The 26338-nt window shown below is 71.2% G+C and carries 25 protein-coding genes; 11 read left to right on the top strand and 14 right to left on the bottom strand.

What is annotated here, in order from left to right; all coding sequences use genetic code 11:
* Positions 1-9 precede the first annotated feature (9 nt).
* The 3 genes from J2Y42_RS18235 to J2Y42_RS18225 all read right to left on the bottom strand — a co-directional run bounded on the left by J2Y42_RS18235 (position 10) and on the right by J2Y42_RS18225 (position 3225).
* Positions 10-2169 (bottom strand): DEAD/DEAH box helicase, encoded by a 2160-nt coding sequence (locus tag J2Y42_RS18235; RefSeq protein WP_309861522.1) that lies wholly within the window; start codon positions 2167-2169, stop codon positions 10-12.
* A gap of 170 nt (positions 2170-2339) precedes the next feature.
* A complete protein-coding gene (locus J2Y42_RS18230; RefSeq protein ID WP_309861519.1) occupies positions 2340-2687 on the bottom strand; it encodes a DUF6804 family protein in 348 nt (115 codons plus the stop codon).
* A 109-nt stretch (positions 2688-2796) separates the two neighbouring features.
* Positions 2797-3225 carry an RbsD/FucU domain-containing protein gene (locus J2Y42_RS18225; protein ID WP_309861516.1) on the bottom strand — a complete coding sequence of 143 codons (429 nt, stop codon included), beginning with the start codon at positions 3223-3225 and terminating at the stop codon, positions 2797-2799.
* A 193-nt stretch (positions 3226-3418) separates the two neighbouring features.
* Between J2Y42_RS18225 and J2Y42_RS18220 the strand changes: the two genes are divergently transcribed.
* From J2Y42_RS18220 to J2Y42_RS18180, 9 genes are all read left to right on the top strand, one after another.
* The gene (locus J2Y42_RS18220) at positions 3419-3697 is read left to right on the top strand and encodes a metal-sensitive transcriptional regulator (RefSeq protein WP_018190392.1); all 279 of its coding nucleotides are present in this window, start codon (positions 3419-3421) and stop codon (positions 3695-3697) included.
* A gap of 9 nt (positions 3698-3706) precedes the next feature.
* Positions 3707-4243 carry an O-acetyl-ADP-ribose deacetylase gene (locus tag J2Y42_RS18215; protein WP_309861512.1) on the top strand — a complete coding sequence of 179 codons (537 nt, stop codon included), beginning with the start codon at positions 3707-3709 and terminating at the stop codon, positions 4241-4243.
* The gene (locus J2Y42_RS18210) at positions 4240-5565 is read left to right on the top strand and encodes a M20/M25/M40 family metallo-hydrolase (RefSeq protein ID WP_309861509.1); all 1326 of its coding nucleotides are present in this window, start codon (positions 4240-4242) and stop codon (positions 5563-5565) included. Before J2Y42_RS18215 ends, J2Y42_RS18210 begins: the two co-directional genes overlap by 4 nt.
* A gap of 222 nt (positions 5566-5787) precedes the next feature.
* Entirely contained in the window at positions 5788-7173 is a 1386-nt protein-coding gene (locus J2Y42_RS18205; RefSeq protein WP_309861506.1) for a cytosine permease, read from the top strand.
* A 44-nt stretch (positions 7174-7217) separates the two neighbouring features.
* On the top strand, positions 7218-8771 hold the full coding sequence (locus tag J2Y42_RS18200) for a hydantoinase/oxoprolinase family protein (RefSeq protein ID WP_309861504.1): 1554 nt from the start codon (positions 7218-7220) through the stop codon (positions 8769-8771).
* The gene (locus J2Y42_RS18195) at positions 8768-9862 is read left to right on the top strand and encodes a DUF917 domain-containing protein (RefSeq protein WP_309861502.1); all 1095 of its coding nucleotides are present in this window, start codon (positions 8768-8770) and stop codon (positions 9860-9862) included. The genes J2Y42_RS18200 and J2Y42_RS18195 overlap by 4 nt, the downstream gene beginning before the upstream one ends.
* The gene (locus J2Y42_RS18190; protein WP_309861499.1) at positions 9859-11004 is read left to right on the top strand and encodes a DUF917 domain-containing protein; all 1146 of its coding nucleotides are present in this window, start codon (positions 9859-9861) and stop codon (positions 11002-11004) included. Before J2Y42_RS18195 ends, J2Y42_RS18190 begins: the two co-directional genes overlap by 4 nt.
* 38 nt (positions 11005-11042) lie before the next feature.
* Positions 11043-12071: a DUF917 family protein gene (locus tag J2Y42_RS18185; RefSeq protein ID WP_309861496.1), complete on the top strand. Its 1029-nt coding sequence runs from the start codon at positions 11043-11045 to the stop codon at positions 12069-12071.
* Positions 12068-13582 carry a helix-turn-helix domain-containing protein gene (locus tag J2Y42_RS18180; RefSeq protein ID WP_309861493.1) on the top strand — a complete coding sequence of 505 codons (1515 nt, stop codon included), beginning with the start codon at positions 12068-12070 and terminating at the stop codon, positions 13580-13582. Before J2Y42_RS18185 ends, J2Y42_RS18180 begins: the two co-directional genes overlap by 4 nt.
* A gap of 102 nt (positions 13583-13684) precedes the next feature.
* Here J2Y42_RS18180 and J2Y42_RS18175 read toward each other — a convergent pair whose 3' ends face one another.
* The 5 genes from J2Y42_RS18175 to J2Y42_RS18155 all read right to left on the bottom strand — a co-directional run bounded on the left by J2Y42_RS18175 (position 13685) and on the right by J2Y42_RS18155 (position 18764).
* Complete coding sequence (locus J2Y42_RS18175; RefSeq protein ID WP_309861490.1) at positions 13685-14278, bottom strand: SGNH/GDSL hydrolase family protein; 594 nt, start codon at positions 14276-14278, stop codon at positions 13685-13687.
* A gap of 73 nt (positions 14279-14351) precedes the next feature.
* Complete coding sequence (locus tag J2Y42_RS18170) at positions 14352-15212, bottom strand: aldehyde dehydrogenase family protein (RefSeq protein ID WP_309861488.1); 861 nt, start codon at positions 15210-15212, stop codon at positions 14352-14354.
* Positions 15209-16714 (bottom strand): aldehyde dehydrogenase family protein, encoded by a 1506-nt coding sequence (locus J2Y42_RS18165; RefSeq protein WP_309861485.1) that lies wholly within the window; start codon positions 16712-16714, stop codon positions 15209-15211. Before J2Y42_RS18165 ends, J2Y42_RS18170 begins: the two co-directional genes overlap by 4 nt.
* 14 nt (positions 16715-16728) lie before the next feature.
* Positions 16729-17766 carry a deoxyribose-phosphate aldolase gene (deoC, locus tag J2Y42_RS18160; protein ID WP_309861482.1) on the bottom strand — a complete coding sequence of 346 codons (1038 nt, stop codon included), beginning with the start codon at positions 17764-17766 and terminating at the stop codon, positions 16729-16731.
* 29 nt (positions 17767-17795) lie between these two features.
* A complete protein-coding gene (locus J2Y42_RS18155) occupies positions 17796-18764 on the bottom strand; it encodes a sugar-binding transcriptional regulator (protein ID WP_018190379.1) in 969 nt (322 codons plus the stop codon).
* A gap of 106 nt (positions 18765-18870) precedes the next feature.
* Here J2Y42_RS18155 and J2Y42_RS18150 point away from each other — a divergent pair, with 106 nt between their 5' ends.
* Positions 18871-19845, top strand: coding sequence for an ROK family protein (locus tag J2Y42_RS18150; RefSeq protein WP_309861609.1), 975 nt, complete (start codon positions 18871-18873; stop codon positions 19843-19845).
* Between the two features lie 93 nt (positions 19846-19938).
* On the opposite strand, the gene J2Y42_RS18145 is transcribed toward J2Y42_RS18150, so the two are convergent.
* The 6 genes from J2Y42_RS18145 to J2Y42_RS18120 are packed head-to-tail and all read right to left on the bottom strand — an operon-like array spanning position 19939 to position 24651.
* The gene (locus tag J2Y42_RS18145; protein ID WP_309861478.1) at positions 19939-21159 is read right to left on the bottom strand and encodes an MFS transporter; all 1221 of its coding nucleotides are present in this window, start codon (positions 21157-21159) and stop codon (positions 19939-19941) included.
* Positions 21159-22121 carry a bifunctional riboflavin kinase/FAD synthetase gene (locus J2Y42_RS18140; RefSeq protein ID WP_309861475.1) on the bottom strand — a complete coding sequence of 321 codons (963 nt, stop codon included), beginning with the start codon at positions 22119-22121 and terminating at the stop codon, positions 21159-21161. Before J2Y42_RS18140 ends, J2Y42_RS18145 begins: the two co-directional genes overlap by 1 nt.
* The gene (locus J2Y42_RS18135) at positions 22118-22633 is read right to left on the bottom strand and encodes a hypothetical protein (protein ID WP_309861472.1); all 516 of its coding nucleotides are present in this window, start codon (positions 22631-22633) and stop codon (positions 22118-22120) included. The genes J2Y42_RS18140 and J2Y42_RS18135 overlap by 4 nt, the downstream gene beginning before the upstream one ends.
* Before the next feature lie 31 nt (positions 22634-22664).
* Positions 22665-23033 (bottom strand): hypothetical protein, encoded by a 369-nt coding sequence (locus J2Y42_RS18130; protein ID WP_309861469.1) that lies wholly within the window; start codon positions 23031-23033, stop codon positions 22665-22667.
* Positions 23030-23941: a tRNA pseudouridine(55) synthase TruB gene (gene truB / locus J2Y42_RS18125; RefSeq protein WP_309861467.1), complete on the bottom strand. Its 912-nt coding sequence runs from the start codon at positions 23939-23941 to the stop codon at positions 23030-23032. The genes J2Y42_RS18130 and truB overlap by 4 nt, the downstream gene beginning before the upstream one ends.
* Entirely contained in the window at positions 23938-24651 is a 714-nt protein-coding gene (locus tag J2Y42_RS18120) for a TetR/AcrR family transcriptional regulator (protein ID WP_309861464.1), read from the bottom strand. Before J2Y42_RS18120 ends, truB begins: the two co-directional genes overlap by 4 nt.
* Before the next feature lie 92 nt (positions 24652-24743).
* Here J2Y42_RS18120 and J2Y42_RS18115 point away from each other — a divergent pair, with 92 nt between their 5' ends.
* The gene (locus tag J2Y42_RS18115) at positions 24744-26228 is read left to right on the top strand and encodes a DHA2 family efflux MFS transporter permease subunit (RefSeq protein ID WP_309861461.1); all 1485 of its coding nucleotides are present in this window, start codon (positions 24744-24746) and stop codon (positions 26226-26228) included.
* Positions 26229-26338 lie beyond the last annotated feature (110 nt).

Here is a 26338-nt window from a genome sequence, read left to right as displayed (position 1 = left end):
CGCCGCAGGTCAGGCGAGGGCGTCCGTCAGCAGGTGGATGAGCGCGTCGAGCTGCACGGAGTCGGCCGAGCCGACCTCGACATCGCTGCCGTCGAGGGCGCGCGCGGCGAGTCCCTGCTTGGCGTCGATGAGCTCGGCGATCTTCGAGTCGATCGTCTGCGCGGCGATGATCCGCCACGCCGTGACCGGCTCCTCCTGACCGATGCGGTGAACGCGGTCGATCGCCTGCGTCTGCTCGGCCGCCGTCCACGACAGCTCGGCGAGCACGACGTTCGACGCCGCCTGGAGGTTCAGGCCGACGCCCGCCGCCGTGAGCGAGCAGACCGCGACCGCGACCTCCGGGTCGTTGTTGAACGCGTCGATCTCCTTCTGCCGTGACAGCGCGGACTGGTCGCCACGGATCGAGATCGTCTTCAGGTCGCGGGCGGCGAAGGCCTCCTCCGCCGCATCCATCACGTCGATGTGCTTGGCGAAGAACACCACCTTGCCGACCGAGCGGGCGAGCTGGGCCGTGTAGTCCGACGCGAGGCCGGCCTTCGCCTGGCCGATCCGGCGGACCATCGTGAAGACGTTCTCGCCGGACTTCGCCGACTTCGAGTCCTCCAGCTCGGACTGCGCGACCAGCCGGATGAGGTGCTTCTTGTGCGCCTCGTCGTCGCCTTCGAAGCCGTCCGGCCGACCGGCGGCCGCCGCGCGCTGGTAACGCGTGACGAGCCGGGCGGCGAGGTCCTTCTCCGCCTGGCGGATCGAGCGCCCGAGTTCGTCGTCCAGCTCGACCGGCAGGTCCACCACACGACGGCTCGGCAGGTCGGAGGCGACGTCGAGCTTGCGCCGGCGCACGATCCCCATGTCGATGACGGCCTCGCGGGCGGCGGCGTAGAAGCCGAAGTCGGCCGGGGTCAGCCCGGTCTCCTCCAAATGCTCCATCAGGGTCGCGGTCGGCTTGTTGCCGTCGATCCAGCCGAGGAACTGCCAGATCGCCTTGAAGTCGTCGATGTCGTTGATCAGCGGCGTACCGGTCAGGGCGATCATCAGCGGGTCCGGCGTGGTCGAGCGAATGGCGTCCGCCAGGCCCAGCACCAGGCGCGAACGCTGCGAGTGCAGGTTCTTGATGAAGTGCGCCTCGTCGACGACCATCCCCTTGAAGCCGAGCGTGCTCAGCCAGGAGAGGTGCCGATCCAGCACCTCGTAATTGACGATGACGATGTCGGCGAAGGCGTCGAGGCCCTCTCCGTCGCCGTGGATGACGGTTGCGCGGCGCTGCGGAGTCCAGCGCTCCACCTCGCGCGCCCAGTTCATCTTGACGACGTTGGGAACGACGGCGAGCAGCGGATACGCCCCCGCGACCGAGGCGGCGAGGACGGACTGCGCCGTCTTGCCGAGGCCCGGCTCGTCCGCGAGCAGGAAGCTGCGGTGGCCGAGTCGCACGCTCTCGATGAAGCGCGACTGGTGGTGCATCAGCTCGAGGCCCTGCGGGGAGTAGCGGTCGATCAGCGGGGCGGGCGGCAGCTCCATGCTGGCCGCCTGGCCTCCGGCGCCGTACTCGAACGACTTGAACAGCGGGCCGAGCAGCTCCCACGAGTCGAGCCGGCGGCGCGGTGTCGGCGCGGCCGGGCTGAGCCGGGAGAAGTCGGGAGCGAGGAACGGGTTGGACAGCTGGCGCGCTTTCACCGACGGCGGGACGACCTGCTTCTCCGCAAGCTCCGGCGGGATGACGCTGTCCTGCTTGGTGACTGGGCGCTCGATCGTGATGATCAGGTCGTCGGGCGAGAGCTCGGTTCCCGACTCCAGGAGCCAGTCGCGGCGCATCTTCTGCGCGGTGGCCGTCGAGGGCGACTCGCTCTCGAGCAGCGAGATCAGCGACGTGTCGCGCGCCGCCGTCTTCGCCAGGATGGTCGCGATGCCGTCGAGCCGCTTCAGCTGCTCCGCACGCGCGGCGTCGCTGAGGTCCGGGTCGGACTTCGCCCTAGCGCGCTCCTCGCGCATCAGGAACGCGATCACCTGGAACTTGGTGCGGTTCGTCGGCCCGAGCTTCTTGCCGTCGGCGGCCTTCGCCTCGACCTCGCGCACCTTGCGGGCGAGGACGGGGATGAGTCCGTCGTTGTTGGCGTGCCGGTTCTTCCGCTGCTGCGGCCTGGTCGGGCTGGTGCGCTGACCGGAACGAGACATGGTCCTCCAGGAGAGGCGTCGCGCACTGCCGGAGGGTGCGACGCCGTTTGGGCGTGAGGCCGGCGGGGCGGGGAGGTCGGGTACCGAGTGGACCGTGTTCGCCGCGAGTGACGCCGGGAGCGCGACACAGGATGGCCGCGCACCACCCATTTTACCGGATGTCCGGCCGTTCAGCGACGCGTGTCTGCGGGGATCTTGATCGTGACCGCCGCCGCGACGAATACGACGGCTCCCGCGATCGAGAGGCCCTGCAGCGCGACGCCGTCGAGCGGCAGCGGCCAGACCGGATTCCAGACCACGGCGAGCGGGATGAGGCCCGCGAACCACCACCACATCCGCGCCTGTCCGGCGAAGACGCAGAGGATGAGCGCGAGGATGCTGACCGCGTAGCGCACGTACAGGTACCACTCGCCGCCGATCAGGGCGAGGCCGGCGAGGAGCACGATCGCCCCGAGCAGGCCGGGGACCAGCGCGGCGCGGTTGAAGGCGGGCTGCTGCGGAGTGTGGGGTGCGGGCATCGGGAGTCAACTCTACGCACCCGGATGCCGGAAATGGTGCGCCCGCCCGATGGCGGAGACGTTCTCTCCGGTCGGGCGGGCGACGCTGTGTGGTGCGGGTCGCTGTCGGCTACAGCACTCCGCGGCGGAACAGGAATGCGCAGGGCGGCGCGTCGGATCCGACACGGACCGTGACGCTGGAGTTTCGGGCGAGCTCGAGGAACGGTTCGAGCTCGAGGCGGGTCATCGGGACTCGACGGAGTTCGGCGTCGGATGCGATCCCGTTCACGGCGAACGCGACGTCGGGTACGTCGTAGGGTTCGTCGGTGAGGTCGAGGAACACGATCGGCGATGCATCGTCCTGGTCGAGCGGGAACACGGAGAGGATCGCCTCGGCGGCGGCCTCAGTCGTGACGTCGTCACCGAGGTGAACGACGGGCGTTGTTATCTTGTCCTCCGGGTAGCCGCTGCCGACGAGGGTAAGCGTCGCGCCATCATGCATCGCGTCGAGCGCGCTCAAGAGCGCACCGGACAGCAGCGGGCTGAGGTTCTTCAGCAAAGTCGGGCCTTTCCTGTTAAACGAATATTTCTCAACCCCTACGTGGAGGATAGACCCACCGGTATGTCCACACACGCCCCCCATTAGGGGGATACTTGTCTGTCCACCGCGCGCACACGCCGTCGAGATGCGCTGCGCGAACCGGGCGGCGTACCCCGGCCGGGTATGCGCCGTCCGGGGCTATCCTGAGGGGGTGATCGCAGACATCAAGAAGCGGGCGCTGCACCGCACGCGCATCCTCGAAGGCCAGCTCCGGGGCCTCGAGAAGATGATCGAGAACGAGGACTACTGCATCGACATCATCACGCAGTCCCTCGCCATCCAGAAGTCCCTCGGCTCGCTCAACAAGCTGCTGGTCGAGAACCACCTCCGCACGCACGTCTCCGAGATGTTCGAGGAGGGCGGCAGCGCACGGGACGACGCGATCGTCGAGCTGCTCAAGGTGTACGAGCTCTCCAACAACCGCGGCTAGGCGCAGCGCATGAGTGACCGCGAAGAGCTCATCCGCATCGTCCGCGGCGACATCACCGACGAGACCGTCGATGCGATCGTCAACGCCGCCAACAGCTCGCTCCTCGGCGGCGGTGGGGTCGACGGCGCCATCCACCGCCGCGGTGGACCCGCCATCCTGGAGGCCACGCGCGAGCTCCGCGCGACGACCCTCCCGGACGGCCTGCCCACCGGCCAGGCCGTCGCGACGACCGCAGGCGACCTCGCGGCGAAGTGGGTCATCCACGCGGTCGGGCCGGTCTGGTCGAGCAGCGAGGACCGCACCCCTCTCTTGCAGAACGCCTACCGCTCGTCCCTCCGCGTCGCCCGCGAGCTCGGCGCCCGCAGCGTCGCCTTCCCCGCGATCTCGGCCGGCGTCTACGGCTGGCCGATGGATGACGCGGCGCGCATCGCCATCAGTACCGTCCGCGCCGTGCTGTCCTCCGGGGTCGGCTCGGTCGAGCACGTGCGCTTCGTCCTCTTCTCCGACGAGGCGTTCGACGCGTTCCGGGAAGCGGCCGGCGAGTGACCGCGGAAGCACTCGACCGCGTCCGGGCTCTGCTGCGCATCCCCACCATGTCCCGCAACGCCGTCGAGGAGACCGACTGGGCGGTGTTCGACGAGTTCGTCGCCACGCTGCCGCAGCTCTACCCGGCCCTGCACGGCGCCCTGGAGCAGGAGCGGCACGGACACTCCCTGCTGTACCGCTGGCGCGGCCGGAGCGACGGGGCGCCCACCGTTCTCATGGCGCACTACGACGTGGTTCCCGCGACCGAGGAGGGCTGGACGCATCCGCCCTTCGCCGCCGAGCTGACCGGCTCGGGCGAGCAGCAGCTGCTGTGGGGGCGCGGGGCGATCGACGACAAGGGCGCGCTCGTCGCGATCCTGGAGGCGGTGGAGGCGCTGGTGCGGGAGGGGTTCCAGCCGGCGAACGACGTGTACCTGAGCTTCGGACACGACGAGGAGACCGTCGGCTCGGGAGCGCGGACGATCGCCTCGGTGCTCGCCGAGCGCGGCATCCGCCCGGCACTCGTCCTCGACGAGGGCGGCGCCGTCGTCGAACGCGTCTTCCCGGGCGTGAGCAAGCCCATCGCGGTGATCGGCGTCAGCGAGAAGGGCATCACCAGCGTACGGCTCACCGTCGAGCAGATCGGCGGTCACGCCTCCACTCCCCCGAAGACGACCGCGACGGTCCGGCTCGCGCGCGCCATCACCCGCCTCAACGACCGGCCGTTCCCCGCCCGCCTGACCGAGACGAACCTGCGGATGGTGGAGACGCTGGGCGCACACGCGACCGGTCCCCTGCGCGCCGTCTTCACGCGTGCCCGCCGGCTGCAGCCCGCGCTGCGTGTCGTGTTCGGCCGGCTCAGCGACGAGACGCGGGCGATCGTGCGGACCACGACCGCCGTGACGCAGCTGCGCGGGAGCCTCGCCGCGAACGCGCTTCCCGAGAGGGCGGAGGCCGTGGTCAACACCCGGATCGCGGTCGGGTCGTCGGTCGCCGAGACGCTCGACCACATCCGCCGGGCGATCCGCGACGACGCCGTCCGGGTGGAGGCGGTCGACGCGAGCGAGCCGTCCCCCGTCTCCCCCGCGGACGGCCCCGAGTGGGACCGTCTCGCGACCGCGATCGGAGCCGTGCACCCGCGCGCCGTGGTGACGCCGTACATCATGCTCGGCGCGAGCGACAGCCGGCACTTCACCGGCATCTGCGACGCGGTCTACCGGTTCACCCCGTTCGAGCTGAGCGCCGAGGAGCGGGGCGCGCTGCACGCGCGCGACGAGCGCATCCACGTCGCCACCTGGCGCCGCGGCATCGCCGTCTACACCCACCTGCTCCGCGCCTCCTGACCCACCTCCAATCCGCCCCTCCGCCCACCATCGAGTCCGCAAACTTTGCACATCGCGACGGCGCGGCGTCTGCAAAGTTTGCGGACTCGACGGCGGGGGCGGAGGGTGTGCGAAGTGCACAGGGGCGGGGCGAAGTCGTGCGGGGTGCACATTCCGTGGCGGGCGAGGGCGCAGCTACGGTTTCGGGCAACCGTCCCCCTCCACCCGTATGAAGGACACCCAATGGCACGCACAGCTCATGCCGACGACTTCGCCCTCTCCCGTGTGACCCCCGACGCGCGCAAGCCGTGGTTCGGGATCGCGGTGCAGCGCTTCGGTCAGGTCTCGGCTCTCTCGCAGTTCCTGCTCGGGGCGACCCTGGGCTACAGCATGACCTTCGGCGAAGCGGCGCTCGCGCTGCTCCTCGGCTCGATCATCCTCGAGGTGATCATGTGCATCGTCGGCATCATCGGGCAGAAGGAGGGGCTGAACACGGCCCTCCTGGCCCGCTGGACCGGCTTCGGCGAGATCGGCGCCTCCCTCGTCGGCCTCGCGATCGGCATCAGCCTCATCGGCTGGTTCGGCATCCAGTCCGCCATCTCCGCCCAGTCGCTGAACGTGCTCATGCCGGGCGTCATGCCGGTGTGGGTCTGGAGCCTGCTGTTCGGCCTGGCCGTCACCGCCATCGTCGCGTGCGGCTTCGTCGGGATGCAATGGCTGGCGAACATCACCGTCCCGCTGTTCCTCATCCTCGTCGGCTGGTCGATCATCAGCGAGCTCAGCAAGCACCCGCTCGGCGAGTTGCTGACGTCGCCCGCGCCCGGTCCGACGATGTCGGTCTGGCAGGGAACCGGGATCGTCGCGGGCGGCCTCATCGTCGGCGCGATCATCACGGCCGACATGACGCGGTTCAACCGCAGCCGGGCCGACGTCGTCAAGCAGACGGTGCTGGGCGTGACGCTCGGCGAGTTCGTCATCGGCCTGGCCGGCGTGCTGCTCGCCCACGCGGCGGCGAGCGGCGACATCGTCGCGATCGTGACCTCGTCGATCGGCTTCGTCGGGCTCATCATCGTCATCACCGGAACGCTGAAGATCAACGACTGGAACCTGTACTCGTCGACGCTCGGACTGGTCAACTTCATCTCCACCGCGATCTCGAAGAACCTGCACCGCGTCACCACGACGATCGTGCTCGGCATCGTCGGCTCCGTGCTCGCCGCCGCGGGCATCCTCGCCCAGTTCACCGGCTTCCTCACGATCCTCGGCGTCGCCTTCCCGCCGATCGCCGGCATCATAGTCGCCGAGTACTTCTTCGTCCGCCGCTGGCGCGGCGACCTCGACGCCACCCGGGCCTCCGGCCGCCTCCCCGAGCACGCACCGCGGATCGTCCCCGTCACCCTGGTCGTGTGGCTGGTCTCCTCGCTGGTCGGCTACTTCGTGACCTGGGGCATCCCCGCCATCTGGTCGCTGCTGCTCTCGATCGTGCTCTACACGATCGCCGGCAAGCTCGGCTGGGTCCGCGGCGTCGGCCGAGCCACCACCATCCAGGCTCCGGCCGGTGCGGACGAAGCGACGACGGCACCCGCGGCGGACGCCCCCTCCGGCCCCGAGGCCGTCGCCTCCAACTGAGCCCAGCTCCCGAACCGCCCCATCACCACAGAAAGCGACACAACATGCATATCGGCATCGACGTCGGCGGCACCAACACCGACGCAGTGCTCATGGACGGACGGACCACCCTGGCCGGCGTCAAGAACTCGACGAGCCCGGATGTCACCAGCGGCATCGTGAGCGCGATCGAAGCGCTGCGGGCGGCGCGGGACTTCCGGGGCGACGACATCCACGCGGTGATGATCGGCACCACGCACTTCATCAACGCGCTCGTCGAGGCGAAGCGGCTCGCGCCCACCGCGGCCCTCCGCCTCGGCCTGCCCGCCACGCGCGCCCTTCCCCCGCTGGTGGACTGGCCGGAGTCGCTCATCAGTGCGATCGGCGGCCGGAGCTACCTGGCGCACGGCGGCTACGAGTTCGACGGCCGTCCCATCTCGCCGATCGACGTCGCCGAGCTCAAGGGCATCGCGGCGGACATGGCGGCCAACGGCGTGCGGTCGGTGGCCATCTCATCCGTCTTCTCGCCCGTGAACCACGACGTCGAGACGCAGGCGGCGGCCATCCTCGCCGACGAGCTGGGCGACGGCGTCGCCATCTCGCTGTCGCACGAGATCGGGCGCATCGGTCTGCTCGAGCGCGAGAACGCCACGATCATCAACGCGGCGCTGCGCGAGCTCGCCTCCGAGATCGTCGACGGCCTCACCTCGGCGGTGCGCGCCCAGGGCATCGACGCGCCCATCTTCCTCAGCCAGAACGACGGGACGCTGATGGACGAGGACTACGTGCGCCTCTACCCGGTGGCCACCTTCGCATCCGGTCCGACCAACTCCATGCGCGGTGCCGCCCTCACCAGCGGCCTCGAGACCTGCGCGGTGGTCGACATCGGCGGAACGACGGCCGACATCGGCCTGCTCGTCAACGGCTTCCCGCGCGAGACCGCCAACGAGGTCAAGGTGGCCGGCGTCCGCACCAACTTCCGGATGCCGGACGTGCTCTCGATCGGCATCGGCGGCGGGTCCATCGTCGACACCGAGACGGCGGAGGTCGGGCCCGAGTCGGTCGGCTACCGCCTGACCTCCGAGGCCCTCGTCTTCGGCGGTTCGACCCTGACCGCGACGGACATCGCCGTCGCGGCCGGCCGCGCCGACATCGGCGACCCCGCGAAGGTCGCCCACCTCGACCCCGCGTTCGTGCAGCGGGTGCTCGACCGCATCGCCGAACGCGTCGCGGAGGCCGTCGACCGGATGCGCACCTCCCCCGACCCCATCCCCGTCGTCGCGGTGGGCGGCGGCTCGATCCTGCTGCCGGACGAGCTGCCGATCTTCGGAGCCGTGCATCGGCCCGACAACTACGCCGTCGCCAACGCGATCGGCGCATCCATCGCACAGGTCGGGGGCGAGATCGACAAGGTGTACGCCGTCGAGCCCGGCCGCCGCGAGGAGGCCATCGCCGCCGTTCGGGCGGAGGCGGTGGACAAGGCGATCGCGGCCGGCGCCTCCCCCACGTCGGTCGCGATCGTCGACTTCGACGAGGTGCCCATCCCGTACCTGCCCGGCAACGCGACCCGCATCCGGGTCAAGGCCGTCGGCGACCTGGCGATGGAGGTGCGGGTATGAGCTGGACGCTGACCGCCGACCGCATCGCCGAGCTCGCCCGCGGCGCCGCGGTGCTCGGAACCGGAGGAGGCGGAGACCCGTACATCGGGTCGCTGCTGGCCGCCCAGGCGCTCGCCGAGCACGGACCGGTGACCGTCGTCTCCCTCGACGAGGTGCCCGACGACGCCCTGGTGCTGACCGTCGCGATGATGGGCGCCCCGACCGTCATGGTCGAGAAGCTACCCAGCCTCGAAGAGGTGATCGCACCCGTCCATGCCCTCGGCACCTACCTCGGCCGGCCGGTCACCCACGTGGCGTGCGCCGAGATCGGCGGGGTCAACTCCACGATCCCGGTGGCCGCGGCCGCCGCGCTCGGGCTGCCGCTGGTGGATGCCGACGGCATGGGCCGCGCGTTCCCCGAGCTGCAGATGGTGCTGCCGACCCTGTACGGCGTCACGGCGTCCCCGCTGGCATTCGGCGACGAGAAGGGCAACGTCGGCGTGCTGAACACCGCCGACAATCACTGGACCGAGCGGATCGCCCGCGTCGCGTGCGTCGAGATGGGCTGCTCGATCATGATCTCGGGCTTCCCGATGAGCGGCGCGGTCGCCCGGGAGGCGCTGGTCCCCGGGTCTCTCACGCACTGCCTCGCCATCGGCTCCGGGATCACCGCCGCCCGCGCGGCGAAGACCGACGCGGTCGCGGCGACCGTCGAGCTGCTCGGCGGCCGCGAGTTCTTCTCCGGCAAGGTGGTGGATGTGGAACGCGGCACCACGGCCGGGTTCGCCCGCGGACGCGCCCGCATCGAGGGCGCGGAGTCGTCGCTCGACCTCGCCTTCCAGAACGAGCACCTGATCGCCCGGTCCGGCGACGAGGTCTTCGTGACCACTCCCGATCTGATCATCGTGCTCGACGCCGAGAGCGGGGAGCCGATCACCACCGAGGGGCTCCGGTACGGCCAGCGGGTGCGGGTGATCGCCGCGCCCAGCGACCCGCGCTGGCACAGCGCCGAGGCGCTCGCCATGGTCGGCCCCGGATACTTCGGCTACGACCTGCCGTCACACCGCTTCGATGGAACCGTCGAGCGCACCCTCGAGGGGGTGACCGCGTGAGCTGGACGCTGACGGCGGCCGACCTCCCGGACCTCGCCCGCGGCGCGACCCTCCTCGGAACCGGCGGCGGCGGCGATCCGTACATCGGTCAGATGCTCGTCGCCCGGGTGCTGAGCGAGGGCGCCCTCGGCGAGCGCGGCATCACCATCCTCGACCCGGACGACCTCGCGGACGACACGTTCGTCATCCCGACGGCGCAGATGGGTGCTCCGACCGTGATGATCGAGAAGATCCCGGCGGGCACGGAGCCGACCCTCGCGCTGCGGACGCTGGAGGCGCACCTCGGCCGGTCCGCCGACGCCACCATGCCGATCGAGTGCGGTGGCATCAACTCGATGATCCCGCTGATCGTCGCCGCGGAGACCGGACTGCCGGTCGTGGATGCGGACGGCATGGGACGCGCGTTCCCCGAGCTCTCGATGGAGACGTTCGCCGTGTACGGCGTGCACGGCTCTCCCCTGGCGCTTGCCGGAGAGCGCGGCGAGACCGTCATCATCGACACCGGCGACGACGACCGGCAGATGGAGTGGCTGGCGCGCGGCATCACCATCCGGCTGGGCGGGGTCGGGCACATCGCGGAGTACGCGATGAGCGGCGCCGACGTGAAGCGCACCGCCGTCCCGCGGACGCTCTCGATGGCGCTCGCCCTGGGCCGGGCCATCCGGGAGGCGCGGGAGGAGCACCGCTCGCCCTTCGAGGCGATCGCGCAGACCCTCTCCACCACGCTGTACTCGGAGGTACGGGAGCTGTTCGCCGGCAAGGTGACGGACGTGGAGCGCCGCACCACCGAGGGCTTCGCGAAGGGCCGGGCGACGATCTCGTCGCTCGACGCGACGAGCGGCCCGAGCGGCTCCGGCGGTTCGGGCAGCACGCTCGAGATCCGCTTCCAGAACGAGAACCTCACGGCGCATCGCGACGGCGAGCTCGTCGCGATCGTGCCCGACCTGATCTGCGTCACCGACATCGAGTCGGGAGAGCCGATCACCACCGAGGGTCTGCGCTACGGACAGCGCGTGCGCGTGCTCGGCATCTCCACCCCGGAGATGATGCGGACGCCCGCGGCGCTCGCCGCGTTCGGCCCGCGCGCGTTCGGGCTGACCGAGGAGTTCGTGCCCGTCGAGACGGCGCAGGCGCTGGTCTGACGCCGTCGCCGCGGCGGTCTCCGCCTACTCTGGAGGGCATGAGGACTCTCGGTCAGGAGAGCCTGCCGGCTCTCGCCCGGGGGTACTCCCTGCTCGGCTCCGGAGGCGGCGGGGCCACCACGATGCTCGAGCTCATGGTGCAGGACGCCCCGATCTGGCCGATCACCCTGCGGGAGCCGGACGAGTTCGACCCGTCCACGCCGTGCGTCGCGGTGGCGTTCGCCGGGTCGACCTACCTCCTGACCGAGCGTCTTCCCGCCGCGGACGCCTTCGGGCCGCTCCTGGCCGCCGCCGAGCGCTGGACGGGCGTGCGCGCCCGCGCCGTGTGCGGGCTCGAGGGAGCCGGGATGAACGGGCTCAGCCCGCTGCTCCTGGCCGACCGCCTCGAGCTGGTGGACGCCGACCTGATGGGGCGCGCGCTTCCCCGGCTCGACCAGATCTCCTTGCTGGTGGATGTGGTGCCCGGCGTCGTCGCGGTCTGCGACACCGGAGGCGGTGTCGTCGTGATCGACACCGCGCGCCCGGCCGATGTCGAGAGCCAAGTGCGCGCCGCCATCGTGCAGGCCGGTGGTGCGGGCGCCGTGCTCATCGCCGGGTTCACCGTCGGCGATCTCACCGAGCACGGGGTGCTCGGCACCCCCACGCGGGCCCTCCGTCTCGGCCAAGGCGGCGCCGACCGGAGCCTGGCGCCGGCCGCACTCGCGGAAGCGCTCGGCGCTCGGCTCCTCGGCACGGGCCGTGTGGCCGGAGTCGAGGCCTCGATCGAAGACCCGTACGTGAGCGCCATCCAGCTCGACGACGATGGCGGCGCGCTCCTTCGGCTGGTGGCGCGGTCGGAGCTGCTGGCCGTCGTGCGCGACGGCGTGACCACCGCCGCGAGCCCCGAGATCATCGTGGCGCTCGACTCGGTCTCGGGCGACGTCCTCCAGGTCGACGAGATCACCCTCGCCCGCAACGTGATCGTTCTGGCGTTGGAGGCCCCGGCATGGTGGACGTCCTCCCCCGACCGGGAACGGCACATCACGCCCGCCGGGTTTGGGCTGCGCGGGCTGGAGGTGCCCGCGTGAGCGACGGACTCGACCTCGCCGCGCTGTTCGCGCATCCCGCGAACGGCGGGCTGCGCGGGATCGCCGGAGCGCATCCATCGGTCGTCTGGCGGGAGCTGATCGTCGCCGCGGACGAGTCCGGGCTGCCGGCCGACGGCGACGGACGACTGGCGGTGCTCACCGTCCCGCCTCCGGCGACGCCGTGGCAGCAGGATGCGCTGGTGCGCCGCGTGCGCGACCGCGGCTACCGGGGGCTGGTGCTCCCGGAGGCCGAGGGATTCGGCAGCGGCACCCGCTCGCTCGCGGAGCGTCTAGGGCTGGCGCTCCTCGGCGCGACCGACCCGATGGCGCTCGCGCGTGCGGGCTGGGAGCTGCGCGAGGGCCGGGATGCGCTCACCCTCGGCTACGTCCGCCGCGTCGCGCAGTCGATCGAGTACCACGCCGACAACCTCGCAGACCTGCTGCGGCACCTCTCGGCCAGCGTCGGCCACGGCGTCGCCCTGATCGACAGCGAAGGCGTGCTGCTGGAGGCCGGAGAGTCGCTCCCGCCTGCCGTTCACGCCGCGATCGACTTCGGCCCGTGGATCAGCACGGTCGAGCTGCCGGAGGGCTCCGCCGCCTCCGTCCGCGTCGACAGCCCGAGCCGAGCGGGCCTACGGCTGGCAGTGTTCGGGCAGGGTCTGGGACCCGTCCAGCTGAGCGCCCTGGCCGTCGCGGCGGAGGTCGCCATGCCGGCGGTGGCGGCGCGCATCCTCATCGACGAGGTCGCCGACGTGAACGATGCCGCCGTCGCGTCGGGCCTGCTGCGCGACTTCCTCGAGCTTCGCGACAGCCGCGACTCCGATCTGGAGCAGCGGATGCTCGAGCGCGGCTGGCGCACGACCGGATACCACCTGGGGTTCCGGCTGGTCGGGCGTTCCCGCGTCGACACACTCCAGCTGCTGCGCTTAGTCACCAGGGAGCTGACGGTGCTGCCCGTCGACTCCCACGCCGCCACCAGCGGACGCGGCGTGACGGGCTGGCTCAGCTTCGCCGCGCCTCCCCCGCCGAGCCGCGTCGAGGAGAGCGTGCGGGCACTGCTGGCAGTGCACACCGCCGCCCGCCGGGTGTTCAACGTCGCGACCGGTGTCGGGACGCTGGAGAGCGGAGCGGCGGGGCTGGTCGCCACGATCGACGGAGCGTCGGATGCCGCCCGCATCGCCGCGGGCCGCTCGGCGACCGGCTACTTCGTGCGGATCGACGCGCTCGGACTGGAGCAGCTGCTGCTGTCGTGGACGGAGAGCGACACGTTCGTCCCGGCCGCCGAATCCCTGCTGGCCCCGCTGATCGCCCGCGGGCCGGAACTCGTCGAGACGCTCGCCGCGTACCTGGATCACGAGTCGGGCATCGCCGCGACCGCCGAGGCCCTGGGCCTCCACCGAAACACGGTCTCCACACGCGTCGCCCGCGCCCAGGAGCTGCTCGGTCTCGACCTGTCCGACCCCGAGACGCGCCTCGCCGTGCATCTCGCGTGCCGTGCGCTCCGCCGCTGATCCGCCCACCGTCGAGTCCGCGAATTTTGCACGCCCCCGCGGGGCGTCGCGTGCAAAGTTTGCGCACTCGACGGTGGGCGGAGGGGGGAGGCGCGGGAGGGGTTAGGCGGCGCCGCCGAGGTCGGGGAGGGTGATGGCGCGGCTCGACGGGGGCAGCTCGCGGAGGCGCTCCAGCGCCGGGACGAGCTCGCCGGCCCACACGCGGTAGCCCTCGGCGTTCAGGTGCAGGCGGTCCTCGGTGTACGCCGGGTTCAGCTCGCCGTCCTCCAGCGCCATCGCCGGCCACAGGTCGAGCCAGCCCGCGTGCACGGTCGGCGCGAACTGCCACAGGTGTCGGTTGATGTCGCGGATCTGGTCGGCGAACTCGTGACCGCGCGGCATCACGGACTGGACGAGGATGCGCGTCTCCGGCAGTTCCTTGCGCAGAGTGACGAGCATGGTCTCGACGTTGCGCACGACGTGCTCCACCGAGCGGCGCCAGGCCAGGTCGTTGGTGCCGATGAGGAGCGCCACCAGGGCCGGCCGCGTGTCGATCACGTCACCGAGCCGAGCGAGCACGTCGTCGGTGGTGTCTCCGGCCATCCCGAAGTTGCGGACCGCCTCGCCCGGGAGCAGCGCATCCCAGTCGCCTCCCTGCGTCAGGCTGTCGCCGACGAGGGCCAGCTCACCGCGTTCGGGTCTCCACTCATCCGTCATACCGTGTCCCCGTTCCTCGCCCCCATCCTCCCCCACATCCGCGACGAGGGGAAGGAAAGCGGGCGCGAGCGGGCTAGAGCAGCGACTTCGTGTGCCAGACCGTCTTCGTCTCGGTGAAGAAGGAGATCCGGTCGAGCGACGGCGCGGCCGCGTCCGGGCCGTTCTCGGGCGTGAGGACGCGCTTGAGCGTGTCGGCCGCGGCGATCTGCAGATCGACCCAGTCGAGGTCGCCCGCGCCGACGAGGTCGAGCGCGTTGACGTCGGCGTGCGATGCCAGCCACGGCGCGATCTCGGCCGGCGACCCGGTCAGGATGTTGACGACTCCGCCCGGCACGTCGCTCGTCGCGAGCACCTCGCTGAGGCTGATCGCCGAGAGCGGGAAGCGCTCGCTCGCGATCACGACGACCGTGTTGCCGGCGACGAGCGCGGGGGCGACCGCACTGGTGAACCCGAGAAGGCTGGAGTCCTGCGGTGCGACGATCGCGACGACGCCGGTCGGCTCGGGCACCGAGATGTTGAAGTACGGGCCGGCGACCGGGTTGGCGTTGCCCGCGACCTGCGCGAACTTGTCGGCCCATCCCGCGTACCAGACCCAGCGGTCGATGGCCTCGTCGACCTGCGCGGTCGCCGCGGACGCCGACACGCCTTCGGACTTCTGGATCTCGTCGATGAACTGGGCGCGACGCCCCTCCATCAGCTCCGCGATCCGGTAGAGCACCTGGCCGCGGTTGTAGGCGGTGGCGCCGGACCAGCCGGAGACGGCAGCACGCGCGGCGACGACCGCGTCGCGGGCGTCCTTGCGGGAGGCCTTGGCCGCGTTCGCCAGGAACGCGCCCTTCGCGGAGACGACCTCGTAGGTGCGGCCGGACTCGCTGCGCGGGAACTTCCCGCCGATGTACAGCTTGTAGGTCTTCGGAACAGCCAGTCGGCTCATTTGGAGGCTCCCTTGCGGGTCGGGCGGACGGCGGGGATGCGGAGCGGCGACGCGGGCGCCGACGAGCGGCCGGGCACGAGGTACGCGCCCAGACCGTGGCGACCGCCCTCGCGGCCGTAGCCGGACTCCTTGTAGCCGCCGAACGGGCTGGCGGGGTCGAAGCGGTTGAAGGTGTTGGCCCAGACGACGCCGGCCCGCAGCTTATCGGCGACGGCCAGGATGCGACTGCCCTTCTCGGACCAGATGCCGGCCGACAGCCCGTACGGCGTGTTGTTCGCCTTCGCGATCGCCTCGGCCGGGGTGCGGAAGGTCAGCACCGACAGCACGGGGCCGAAGATCTCCTCGCGGGCGATGCGGTGGCTGGTGGACACGTTGTCGAAGATGGTCGGCGCGAACCAGAAGCCGTTCTCGGGGATCTCGCAGTCCGCCGTCCAGCGCTCCGCCCCCTCCGCCTCTCCGATGTCGGACAGCTCGCGGATGCGCTGCAGCTGCTCGGCCGAGTTGATCGCGCCGATGTCGGTGTTCTTGTCGAGCGGATCGCCGAGGCGCAACGTCGACAGGCGGCTCTTCAACCGTTCGACGACCTCGTCGTGGATGCTCTCCTGCACCAGCAGACGGCTGCCCGCGCAGCAGACGTGGCCCTGGTTGAAGAAGATGCCGTTGACGATGCCCTCGACCGCCTGGTCGATGGGGGCGTCGTCGAAGACGATGTTGGCGGCCTTGCCGCCGAGCTCCAGCGTCAGCTTCTTGGATGTTCCGGCGACCGTGCGGGCGATCTCTCGCCCGACGGCGGTGGAGCCGGTGAAGGCGACCTTGTTCACGTCCGGGTGGGCGACCAGGTCGCGCCCGGTCTCCCCGGCACCGGTGACGATGTTCACGACGCCCGCCGGGAGGTCGGCCTGCTGCACGATCTCGGCGAACAGCAGCGCGGTCAGCGGGGTGGTCTCGGCCGGCTTCAGCACGACCGTGTTGCCCGCGGCGAGGGCCGGGGCGATCTTCCACGCGAGCATCAGCAGCGGGAAGTTCCACGGGATCACCTGCGCGGCGACCCCGAGCGCGCGGGGCGCGGGGCCGAGGCCGGCGTGCTCGAGCTTGTCCGCCCATCCCGCGTAGTAGAAGAACCAGGCGGCGACGAGCGGGACGTCCACATCCCGGCTCTCCTTGATCGGCTTGCCGTTGTCGAGACTCTCGGCCACGGCGAGCTCGCGGGCGCGCTCCTGGACGAGCCGCGCGATGCGGAAGAGGTACTTGCCGCGGTCGCTGCCGCTCATCCGCGACCAGACGCGGTCGTAGGCGCGGCGGGCGGCGGCGACGGCCGCATCCACGTCGGAGGAGTCGGCGGTGGCGATGGTCGCCAGGCGCTCCTCCGTCGCGGGAGAGATCGTCTGGAACGGCGTGCCGTGCCCGTCGACGAACTCGCCGTCGATGAACAGGCCGTACTGGTCGCGCAGGTTCAGGATCGACCGCGACTCGGGAGCCGGTGCGTATTCGAGGAAACTCATGGTCTGGTCAGCTTTCAGTCGATCGTCACGTAGTCGGCGCCGGAGTAGTGCCCGGTGGCCAGCTTCTGGCGCTGCAGGAGCACGTCGTTCAGGAGGCTGGAGGCGCCGAACCGGAACAGGTGCGGCTGCAGCCACTGCTCGCCGACCGTCTCCGCCACGGTCACGAGGTACTTGATGGCGTCCTTCGACGAGCGGATGCCGCCGGCCGGCTTGACGCCGATCTCCTCGCCGGTGAGCCGGTGCCAGTCGCGCACGACCTCCAGCATCAGCAGGGTCACCGGGAGCGTCGCGGCGGGCGACACCTTGCCTGTGGACGTCTTGATGAAGTCGCCGCCGGCGAGGATGCTCAGCCAGGAGGCGCGGCGCACGTTGTCGTACGTGTTCAGCTCGCCCGTCTCCAGGATCACCTTGAGGTGCGCGTACGTGCCGTCCTCGCGGCGGCAGGCCTCCTTCACGGCGACGATCTCGTCGAAGACGAGCCCGTAGCGACCGGAGAGGAAGGCGCCGCGGTCGATGACCATGTCGATCTCGTCCGCGCCCGCGGCGACGGCATCCGCCGTGTCGGCCAGCTTGACCTTCAAGGAGGCGCGTCCGCTGGGGAAGGCGGTCGCGACGGCGGCGACGTTGACGCCCCCGGTGCCTCCGGCCCGGCGGACGGCGCCGGCGTGCGCGGCGCCCAGGGCCTCGACGGCGTACGGCACCATGTCGCCGTAGACGCAGACCGCGGCGGGGCGCGGAGTGGACGGGTCGGACGGGTCGGGCGTGAGCGCCTTGGCCGCGAGCGACCGCACCTTGCCGGGGGTGTCGGCGCCCTCCAGGGTGGTGAGGTCGATCAGCTCGATGACGGTGTCGAGCGCCCACTTCTTGCTGGTGGTCTTGATGGAGCGGGTGCCGAGGCCGGCCGCGCGCTGCTCCAGGCCCACCGCATCCACTCCGGGGATGCCGTTGAGGTACCGCCGGAGCGATCCCTCCGTCAGGTCGCCGCCGAGCACCTCGACGGCGCGGGCCGCGGGTGCGAGGGTGCGCACGGGCGGCGTTGTCTCGATGGTCACGTGTTCCTCCAGGTGGTGCAGCTCGGATGCTACGGAGCGGTGGTGCCGGGCGCCGCGCGCCCGAGCAGGTCGTTGGCGGTGGATTCGTCGGTGATGAGCGTGGTGCAGAGGCCGCTCGCGACGACGGCGTGGGCGACGCGGTGCTTGGCCTCCCCGGCGATGACGGCGATGGAGGTGCGGGCCGAGCGGAGCTCGTCGAGGCTGAGCCCCAGCGTCCGCGAGTTGAGCTCCGGGTCGGCGACCTGTCCGTCGTCGGTGATGAAGCGGCCGACGACGTCGCCGACCGCGCCCTTCTCGGCGAGTGCGGCGACATCCTCCACCGAGAGGTAGCCGGAGTCGACGTGGACGGAACTGGTGTCGACGACGCCCGCGCTGAACAGATAGGCGCTGGCGTCGCGGGCGAGTTCGAGGACGCTCTGCACCGAGCGGTCGGCCTCGATCGCCCGCCGGGTGGCGGCGTGCTCGAAGATCGCCGGGCTCGGGAGCAGGGTCGCGGTGCCCTGCGCCTTGCGCGCGATGACGACGGCCGTGTCGGCGGCGGCGGTCGCCTGGCGCGTGGACGAGACGCTTCCGTTGATCTGCACGGGGTTGACCCCGACGGCCCAGCCCGGCCGCAAGCGTGCGGCCACGGCATGGAGCGTGCGGCCCCAGCTCACGCCGAGCGTGCGCGGGACGGGACGCAGCGTGGTCAGGTAGTCGGCGGCGGCCTGCGCCACCCGGCCCTGCACCTCGGAGTCGGACTCCGCCGCGGGCACGACCACCGCATCCATCAGGCCGTAGAAGCCGCACAGCTCGCGTTCGAGCGAGAAGCGGCGCGCGCTGGGGTGGACGATCTCGATGCGCACGAAGCCGTGCTCACGGGCGGCGACGAGCAGGCGGCCGACCTTCCAGCGCGAGACGTTGAGGGCGACGCCGATCTCGTCCTGCGTCTTGCCGGCCTCGTAGTACAGTTCCGCGGCTTTGACGGCGAGGATCTCGTCCGAATCGTTCAGGGCCACCCGTCCAGCTTAGGAACGGCGTGCGCGCGTGAGCAACATGTGCGTGGTGGATGCTCAAATGAGCAGTGGCCGTTTCGTTTATCGTTGGGTCGTGCCCACAGACCCCTTGCTCGCAGACCCCGCGCTGACAGCCGCCACCGCGCCCACCCCCTACGTCCTGGCCGTCGACTTCGGCGGAACGAAGGTCGAAGCCGCCCTGGTGGATGCGGAGGGCCGCCTCGTCGAGGGCTCCCGGCACCGCCGTCCGACCGGGCGGAACGCCACCGTCCCGGAGCTCGAGGAGTCGGTCGGCGGCGTCGTGCGCGCGGCCGCCGCATCCCTCCCCTCCGACGCCGCCATCATCGGCGTCGGCATCGGTAGCGCCGGCCCGATCGACCGGCAGCGCGGACTCGTCTCGCCGCTCAACGTGCCGCACTGGCGCGACTACCCGATGCGCGACTTTGTCGCCGGTGTCGCCGCCGAGCTCTCCCTCGACGTTCCCGTGACCCTCGAGATGGACGGCGTGGCGATCACCATGGCCGAGCACTGGGTGGGCGCGGCGCAGGGCGTCGACAACGTCATGGGGATGGTCATCTCGACCGGGATCGGCGGCGGGCTCATCGTGGGCGGCCGCGTGATCACCGGCCCGACCGGCAATGCGGGCCACATCGGGCACGTCGAGGTCGGCGACATCAAGGGCGAGGACACGTTCGGCAACCCGTACGCGCTGGAGGCCATGGCCTCCGGGCCGCACACCGTCGCGTGGGCGCGGCAGCAGGGCTTCGAGGGCACGACCGGCGAGGAGCTGGCGGCGGCGTACGTCGCGGGCGACCTCGTCGCGCGCGAGGCGATCGCCCGCACCGGCGAGGCCGTCGGCCGCGCGATCGCGTCGGCCACGGCGCTGCTCGACCTGGAGCTCGTCGCGATCGGCGGAGGCTTCTCGCACTCGACGCCGGACCTCTTCGACCACATGCGCGAGGTCATCGAGCACCACTACTTCCCGTTCGTGCGCAAGGTGCGGATCGTCCCGTCCGCTCTCTCCTCCGAGGGTCCGCTCATCGGGGCCGCCGCCCTCATCCACCGCGCCTCCCTCCTCCCCTAATCCCCCACCCCCAAGCCATCAGCTCCTGAGTTTTTCCGCCGATTTCAGCCGGATTCGCGGAAAAAGTCAGGAGCTGTTGGCTTGGGGCGGGGGTCAGTCTTCGAGGTACTTGGGGCGGGCGGCGACGGCGCCGGCCGCGGCGGCGGCGAGAGCCGTGGCGGTCAGCACCACGAGGGCGAGCGTCCAGGAGCCCGTGAGCTGGTGCAGCACGCCGACCGCGAGCGGGCCGAGGGCGCCGAGCGTGTAGCCGAGACCCTGCGTGAACCCGCTGAGCGCGACGGAGCCCGCGTGCGTCCGCGTCCGCATGTTGATCAGCACGAGGCACAGCGGGAACAGCAGCGGCCCCAGCCCGGCCAGCGCCACCCACAACCACGTCGCGACGCCGGGCGCGAGGATGAGACCGAGGTACCCGAGGACGAAGAACGCGACGCCCGCGTAGATCAGCCAGGCGACATTCCGCATCCGCGCGGCCAGCATCGGGACCAGCAGCCCGGCCGGTATGCCCATCCCGGCATACACCGACAGCAGTGCTCCCGCCTCGAGCGGGGTCAGCCCGGCCACGTCGTGCAGGATCTCCGGAAGCCACGCGAACATCGCGTACGCGTTGAGGCTCGACACGGCGAACAGCACGGCCATCGCCCACGCGAGCGGCGAGTGCCAGACGCGCCCCGCCATCGCCGGCTGCGCCTTCTCGACCTCCACATCGCGGTCGGGATGAGCCGGACGGTGCGTGATCAGGATGCGCAGCCACGGCAGGATGGCGAGCGCGCAGACCACGCCCCACATCCCGACGGAGACGTGCCATCCGGCCGCATCGGCGACCGGAACCGCGACGAGCGGCGGCAGCAGCGTCGACACCGACATGATGGTCGCGTACAACGAAGTGACCAACCCGATCCGGTCGGGGAAGTACCGCTTGACCAGCGGAGGCAGCAGCACGTTCCCGACGCCCATGCCCGCGAAGGTCACCGCCGACCCGATCGCCAGCACCGCGAACGAGGGCGCGGCCGCACGGATGAGGTGGCCGGCCAGCATGACGCCGAGCGCGAGCACGACGACGGCCTCGAGGCTCAGCCGCCGCGTGAAGGTCGGCGCGACCAGGCCGAACACCGCGAAGCACACCGGCGGCAGCATCCCGAGCAGTCCGACGCCGATGCTCGACACGTCGAAGTCGGTGCGGATCTCGGCGAAGATCGGCGACAGCGCGGCGACGGCGGTGCGGAGGTTCGCCGCGACCAGCAGGATGCCGAGCAGCGCGATCGCGCGCCCGTGCCAGAGCGGCCGCCGGTCGGCAGCCGGGTTCACGCCCGCCATCAGGAGCGCTCGTCGGCGTCGGCCGCCGGGACGACGCCGAGGATGCGCCGCGCCTGCTCCACGTCGTCCGCGATCTGCGCGATGAGCGGCTCGATGCCCGTGTACGCGACCATCCCGCGGATGCGTTCGACGAAGGCGACCTCGACCGTGTGGTCGTAGAGGTCGAGCTCGCGGTCGAGCACGTACGCCTCCACCTGCTTCTGCGGAACGCCCTCGAAGGTCGGGTTGTTGCCGACCGAGATCGCGGCCGGGTACCGCTCCCCCGCGTCGGTCAGCCAGCCGGCGTAGACACCGTCGGCGGGGATGAGTCCTTCCGACTCCGGCGAGAGGTTCGCGGTCGGGAAGCCCAGCTCGCGCCCGCGTGCCGCACCGTGCACCACGAGCCCGCGCACGGTCGGAGGGGCGCCGAGCAGCTGGGTCGCGTGCGCGACGTCGCCGTCGGCGAGCAGCTCCCGGATCCAGGTGGATGAGACCCGCCGGCCGTGCTCCGGCCGCACGTCGTCGATGAGCTCGACGGTGAAGCCGTACGTCTCGCCGAGCCGCCGGAGCAGCTCGACGTCACCTGCGCCGCGCGCACCGAACCGGAAGTCGCTGCCCACGAGCACCGCCGCGGCATGCAGCCGGTCGACGAGGGTGTGGTGCACGAACTCCTCGGGCTCGAGCCCCGCGAGCGCCCGGTCGAACGTGACCATGAGGGTGGCGTCGACGCCGGTCGACGCGAGCAGGTCGAGCTTCTGCGCGTTGCTGACGAGCGACGGCGGGCACTTGTCGGGAGCGAGCACCTCGAGCGGGTTGCGGTCGAACGTGATGATCGTCGAGACGAGTCCGCGCTCCGCGGCGACGGTGCGCAGCCGGTCGATCACCGCGCGGTGGCCGGTGTGCACCCCGTCGAACTTACCGATGGTGACGGCACTCGGCCCCCAGCCGTCGGGCACCTCGGAGACCGCATGGAAGACCTTCACGAGGCCGCCCCCGCGTCGGCCACAGCCGCCGCACCATCTCCGGGAGCGTCCGCCGGCCGGTGCTTCCGCAGCCACAGCATCCCGAGCACCGGCAGCACCAGCGGGATGAACAGGTACCCCATCCCGTACACCGACCACACTGTGGCGTCGCGGCCGAACGGGTCGATGTCGTGCAGCCCGAGCACGGCGGGCGCGAACAGGCTGAGCGTGCCGATGATCAGCACCCCGGCCAGCTCGAAGCTGATGGTGACCCACGCGACGCGGTACCAGAAGCGGCCCGGTGCGATCAGGGCGACGGTCGCGACGATGTACACGACGGCGGCGAGCCCGGACAGCGTGAACGCGACGGGCGCCTCGTGGAAGCGGTCGATGATCTGGAATACGCTGCGGCCGGTCGCCGCCAGCGCCAGTACGCCGTAGACGAAGACGAGCACCCGGCCCACCCCCGTCATCCGCCGCCTCGGGGAGGACGGATCGGAGTCGGTGCGCGCGGACATGGTGTGGTGGGACATCGCCTTCGATTCTATTTGCCCGCGGAGACGGTCACGCGCCCTGCACGAACCAGATCTGACCCATCCGGTAGACCATCACCGCGATGGCGAGGCAGACGCCGCCCAGGATGACGGTGCTCCACCGGTTGCGCTCGACCAGGGCCCAGAATCCGCCCGCCAGGGGCAGGATGATCGCCGAGATCAGGTAGATGTAGAACTCGGCGAGGCTGCCGGACGGCGGATTGCCCGCAGCGGGCGCGATGATCGCGATGACCAGCTGCAGCAGCAGCAGCACCTCTACGAGCGCGACCGCGCCCATCGACACGTCGCCCGGCAGACGACCGATCAGCCCGAGCACGATGCACAGGATGCCGGCAGCGCACGCGACGATCACCTGGAGTGTGACGAACCACTCGATCATGCGGGGCCGACCGCTTCGTCCGTCGGGAAGTTCACCAGGGTCCGTGCTTCCTTTCCGCGGAACTCGATGAGTCCGACAAGCGCTCCGTTCGGGGCGACGGCCGCGACCGGCACACCGCCTGCGCCTTCCCGGTCGGCGATGTGGATGCGACGGCCGTGCGTCAGGTCGATCGCCTGCTGCTCGGTGAGGTCGAGCCGCTCGAACAGCCGGACGGCCGCATCCACCGCCGGGATCAGCGCGGCGTCCGCGTCGAGCGTAGCGAGGTCGTGCGCGTCGCGCACGTCGTAGGCGCCGACCCGGGTGCGACGCAGCGCCGTCAGGTGACCGCCGACGCCGAGGCCAGCGCCGAGGTCACGGGCGAGCGAGCGGATGTACGTCCCCGACGAGCAGACGACCCGTACGTCCAGGTCGATCGCGCCCGCGACGCGGCGGCTGGCGATGAGCTCGAACTCCGCGACGGTGACCGCGCGAGGCTTCAGCTCGACCGCTTCGCCCGCACGCACGCGGGCGTACGCGCGCTTGCCGTCGACCTTGATCGCGCTGACGGACGAGGGGATCTGCTCGATCTCGCCCGTCAGCTCGGCGATGCCCGCGGCGATCGCCTCGGGGGTCACCGCGTCGAGCGCGGCCTGCGGCGCCTGCTCCCCCAGCTCGCCCTCGGCGTCGTCGGTCGTCGACGACGCCCCCAGCCGGATGGTCGCGAGGTACTCCTTGTCGGCGCCGACGATGTAGGTCAGCAAGCGCGTGGACGAGTTGATGCCGAGGATGAGGAGCCCGGTCGCCATCGGATCCAGCGTCCCGGCGTGGCCGACCTTCCGGGTTCCCGCGGCGCGCCGAACCCGGGAGACGACGTCGTGGCTCGTCATGCCCGCCGGCTTGTCGACGAGGATGAGACCGCTGCCGGTCATGCGCCCTGCGCCTTCGCCGTGGCGGACCCGGCGACGCCCCCGCCGCTCTCGGCCGCGACATCCAGCACCAGCGCCAGCTTGGTCCGGAACGTGCACTCCAGCAGCTCCGTCGCAGCCTCGTCCCGGCCGTACTCATCGGGCAGCCGCAGCCCCAGGAGCGTGTTCAGCAGCATCCCCTCGGCGAGGAACGACCGCACCTCCTCTGGCGCGAAGCCCGCCTCGTCGCGCAGGAGCCGGTAGATGGCGAGGAATCCGTCGCGCGCCTTCGCGCCGATCGTCGGGTCCTGCCCCATGCTGAACGCCTGCATGAGCGACAGCAGCAGACCGCGGTCCTCGATCAGGTTCACGTACGCGAGGCCCAGGCGACGGCCGATTTCGCCGTGTGCGCCCTGCGCGCCGGCGACCGGCGTGCCGTCGGTGACAGAAGGGACGGTCGGGGCGGCGGGCGAACCGTCAGCCTTCCACTCCTCCAGCGTGCGGGTGAAGGCGACCAGCAGGCGGTCGAGCGACCGCGACAGCACGCCGACGAACAGGTTCTCCTTGCCGCCGAACATCCGCACGACGTAGGGCTGGCTGATCCCCGCAGCCTTGGCGATCTGATCCGTCGTCGCGCCGAAGTAGCCGCGTTCGCCGAACACCCGGCTGGCGGCTTCGAGGATCTGCTCGCGGCGCTCGGCCGAGGGGATCCTCTCGCTGATTTTGTCTGTCACGCTTGACAGGTTATCAGCCGATTACTAGTGTCAGCTCTTGTAATCATCCGATAACCACATTTCCCGATCCACCACACTTCTTGGAGGCGTGCATGTCCGCTCCCCTCACCCGCGACGCCGGCAGCACGACCGCCCGCTCGCGGCGCATCCCGATCTGGCTGGCGATCGTCGCCGCCTCGCTGCCGATGTTCATGGCCACCCTCGACAACCTCGTCGTCACCAGCGCGCTGCCCGTCATCGCCAAGGACCTCAGCGCCTCCATCGAAGAGCTCCAGTGGGTGGTCAACGCGTACACCCTCACCTTCGCGACGCTCATGCTGATGGCCGTCGGCCTCGGCGACCGGCTCGGCCGCCGCTCCGTCTTCCTCGGCGGCATCGCGATCTTCACGCTCGCAAGCGCGGCCGCGGCCCTCTCGACCGAGCCGTGGCAGCTCATCGGCGCCCGTGCGCTCCAGGGCGCCGGCGCCGCGGCCCTCCTGCCCCTATCGCTGACCCTGCTCGCCGGAAGCGTGAGCGAGCGCCTGCGGCCCGCCGCCATCGGCATCTGGGGCGGTATCTCCGGCCTCGGCGTCGCGCTCGGCCCGCTCATCGGCGGCGCCGTGGTCGAGGGATGGAACTGGCAGGCCATCTTCTGGCTGAACGTCCCGCTCGGCGTCATCGCCGTCCCGCTGGTGCTCCTCGCCCTGCCGAACAGCTTCGGAGCACGCGTCCGCGCCGATGTCGTCGGCCTGCTGCTCGCCGCACCCGGTGTGCTCGGGGTCGTCTGGGCGATCGTGCGCGGCAACGACGCGGGATGGGGCAGCGCCGAAGTCCTGATCCCCCTGATCGCCGGTGCGGCCCTGCTCGTGGCCTTCGTCTTCTGGGAGTCGCGCACGTCGGCGCCGCTGCTGCCGCTCCGGCTGTTCCGCGACCGCAGCTTCACGGTGGCGAACCTCGTCGGTGTGACGTTCAGCTTCGGCATCTTCGGGGCGATCTTCATCCTCATCCAGTTCCTCCAGGTCGTGCAGGGCCACACTCCGCTCGAGGCGGGCGTGATGACCATGCCGTGGACGCTCGCCCCGATGGTCGTCGCTCCGCTCACCGGCCTGCTGTCGTCGCGGACCGGGACGCGCCTCCCGGTGGTCGTCGGCCTGACCCTTCTCGCCGTGTCGATGGGCTGGATCGCGCTGACGCTGTCGGCGACGCTGCCCTACTCGGAGATGTGGCCCCCGTTCCTCCTGGCCGGCATCGGCATGGGCCTCGTCTTCGCGCCCAGCTCGACGGCCGTCCTCGCGAACATGCGGCCGGCCGACCACGCCAAGGCGTCCGGCACGAACTCGACGCTCCGGGAGGTCGGGGTCGCGCTCGGCGTCGCCGTCCTCACCGCGGTGTTCACCGGCGCGGGCGGGACGCTCACGCCGACCGGATACGTGGATGCGGCCATCCCGGCCGTCTGGGTCGGCGCCGGGGTGCTCGGCGCCGCGGCCCTGATCTCGCTGGCTCTGCCGGGCCGCCGGGCAGCGGCCCGCGCCGCCGCGCCGGAGTCGGCCGCCTCCGCCCTCGCCGACGCCGAGCCCATCCCCGTCCTCGCCGACTGATCACCACAGATTCGTGGGGGCGCTTGGGTGTTGACCGGCGCGAAAACCCAAACTCCCCCACTAGGAGGGGGGGGCCGCCCGGGGGCGGCGGCGCGGGCGGCGCGGCGGGG

It is taken from the genome of Leifsonia sp. 1010, from assembly GCF_031455295.1.
Lineage (GTDB): Bacteria > Actinomycetota > Actinomycetes > Actinomycetales > Microbacteriaceae > Leifsonia.
The sequence above is the reverse complement of the archived record's forward strand: the minus strand, read 5'-3'. Positions and strand labels throughout refer to the sequence as shown.

What these genes read in the sequence shown, in the direction of transcription:
- J2Y42_RS18165 (WP_309861485.1), bottom strand. Translation starts at nt 16,714, where the DNA reads ATGAGTTTCCTCGAATACGCACCGGCTCCCGAGTCGCGGTCGATCCTG.
- J2Y42_RS18185 (WP_309861496.1), top strand. Translation starts at nt 11,043, where the DNA reads ATGAGGACTCTCGGTCAGGAGAGCCTGCCGGCTCTCGCCCGGGGGTAC.
- J2Y42_RS18130 (WP_309861469.1), bottom strand. Translation starts at nt 23,033, where the DNA reads ATGATCGAGTGGTTCGTCACACTCCAGGTGATCGTCGCGTGCGCTGCC.
- truB (WP_309861467.1), bottom strand. Translation starts at nt 23,941, where the DNA reads ATGACCGGCAGCGGTCTCATCCTCGTCGACAAGCCGGCGGGCATGACG.
- J2Y42_RS18135 (WP_309861472.1), bottom strand. Translation starts at nt 22,633, where the DNA reads ATGTCCCACCACACCATGTCCGCGCGCACCGACTCCGATCCGTCCTCC.
- J2Y42_RS18200 (WP_309861504.1), top strand. Translation starts at nt 7,218, where the DNA reads ATGCATATCGGCATCGACGTCGGCGGCACCAACACCGACGCAGTGCTC.
- J2Y42_RS18115 (WP_309861461.1), top strand. Translation starts at nt 24,744, where the DNA reads ATGTCCGCTCCCCTCACCCGCGACGCCGGCAGCACGACCGCCCGCTCG.
- J2Y42_RS18170 (WP_309861488.1), bottom strand. Translation starts at nt 15,212, where the DNA reads ATGAGCCGACTGGCTGTTCCGAAGACCTACAAGCTGTACATCGGCGGG.
- J2Y42_RS18175 (WP_309861490.1), bottom strand. Translation starts at nt 14,278, where the DNA reads ATGACGGATGAGTGGAGACCCGAACGCGGTGAGCTGGCCCTCGTCGGC.
- J2Y42_RS18230 (WP_309861519.1), bottom strand. Translation starts at nt 2,687, where the DNA reads ATGCCCGCACCCCACACTCCGCAGCAGCCCGCCTTCAACCGCGCCGCG.
- J2Y42_RS18235 (WP_309861522.1), bottom strand. Translation starts at nt 2,169, where the DNA reads ATGTCTCGTTCCGGTCAGCGCACCAGCCCGACCAGGCCGCAGCAGCGG.
- J2Y42_RS18195 (WP_309861502.1), top strand. Translation starts at nt 8,768, where the DNA reads ATGAGCTGGACGCTGACCGCCGACCGCATCGCCGAGCTCGCCCGCGGC.
- J2Y42_RS18215 (WP_309861512.1), top strand. Translation starts at nt 3,707, where the DNA reads ATGAGTGACCGCGAAGAGCTCATCCGCATCGTCCGCGGCGACATCACC.
- J2Y42_RS18205 (WP_309861506.1), top strand. Translation starts at nt 5,788, where the DNA reads ATGGCACGCACAGCTCATGCCGACGACTTCGCCCTCTCCCGTGTGACC.
- J2Y42_RS18145 (WP_309861478.1), bottom strand. Translation starts at nt 21,159, where the DNA reads ATGGCGGGCGTGAACCCGGCTGCCGACCGGCGGCCGCTCTGGCACGGG.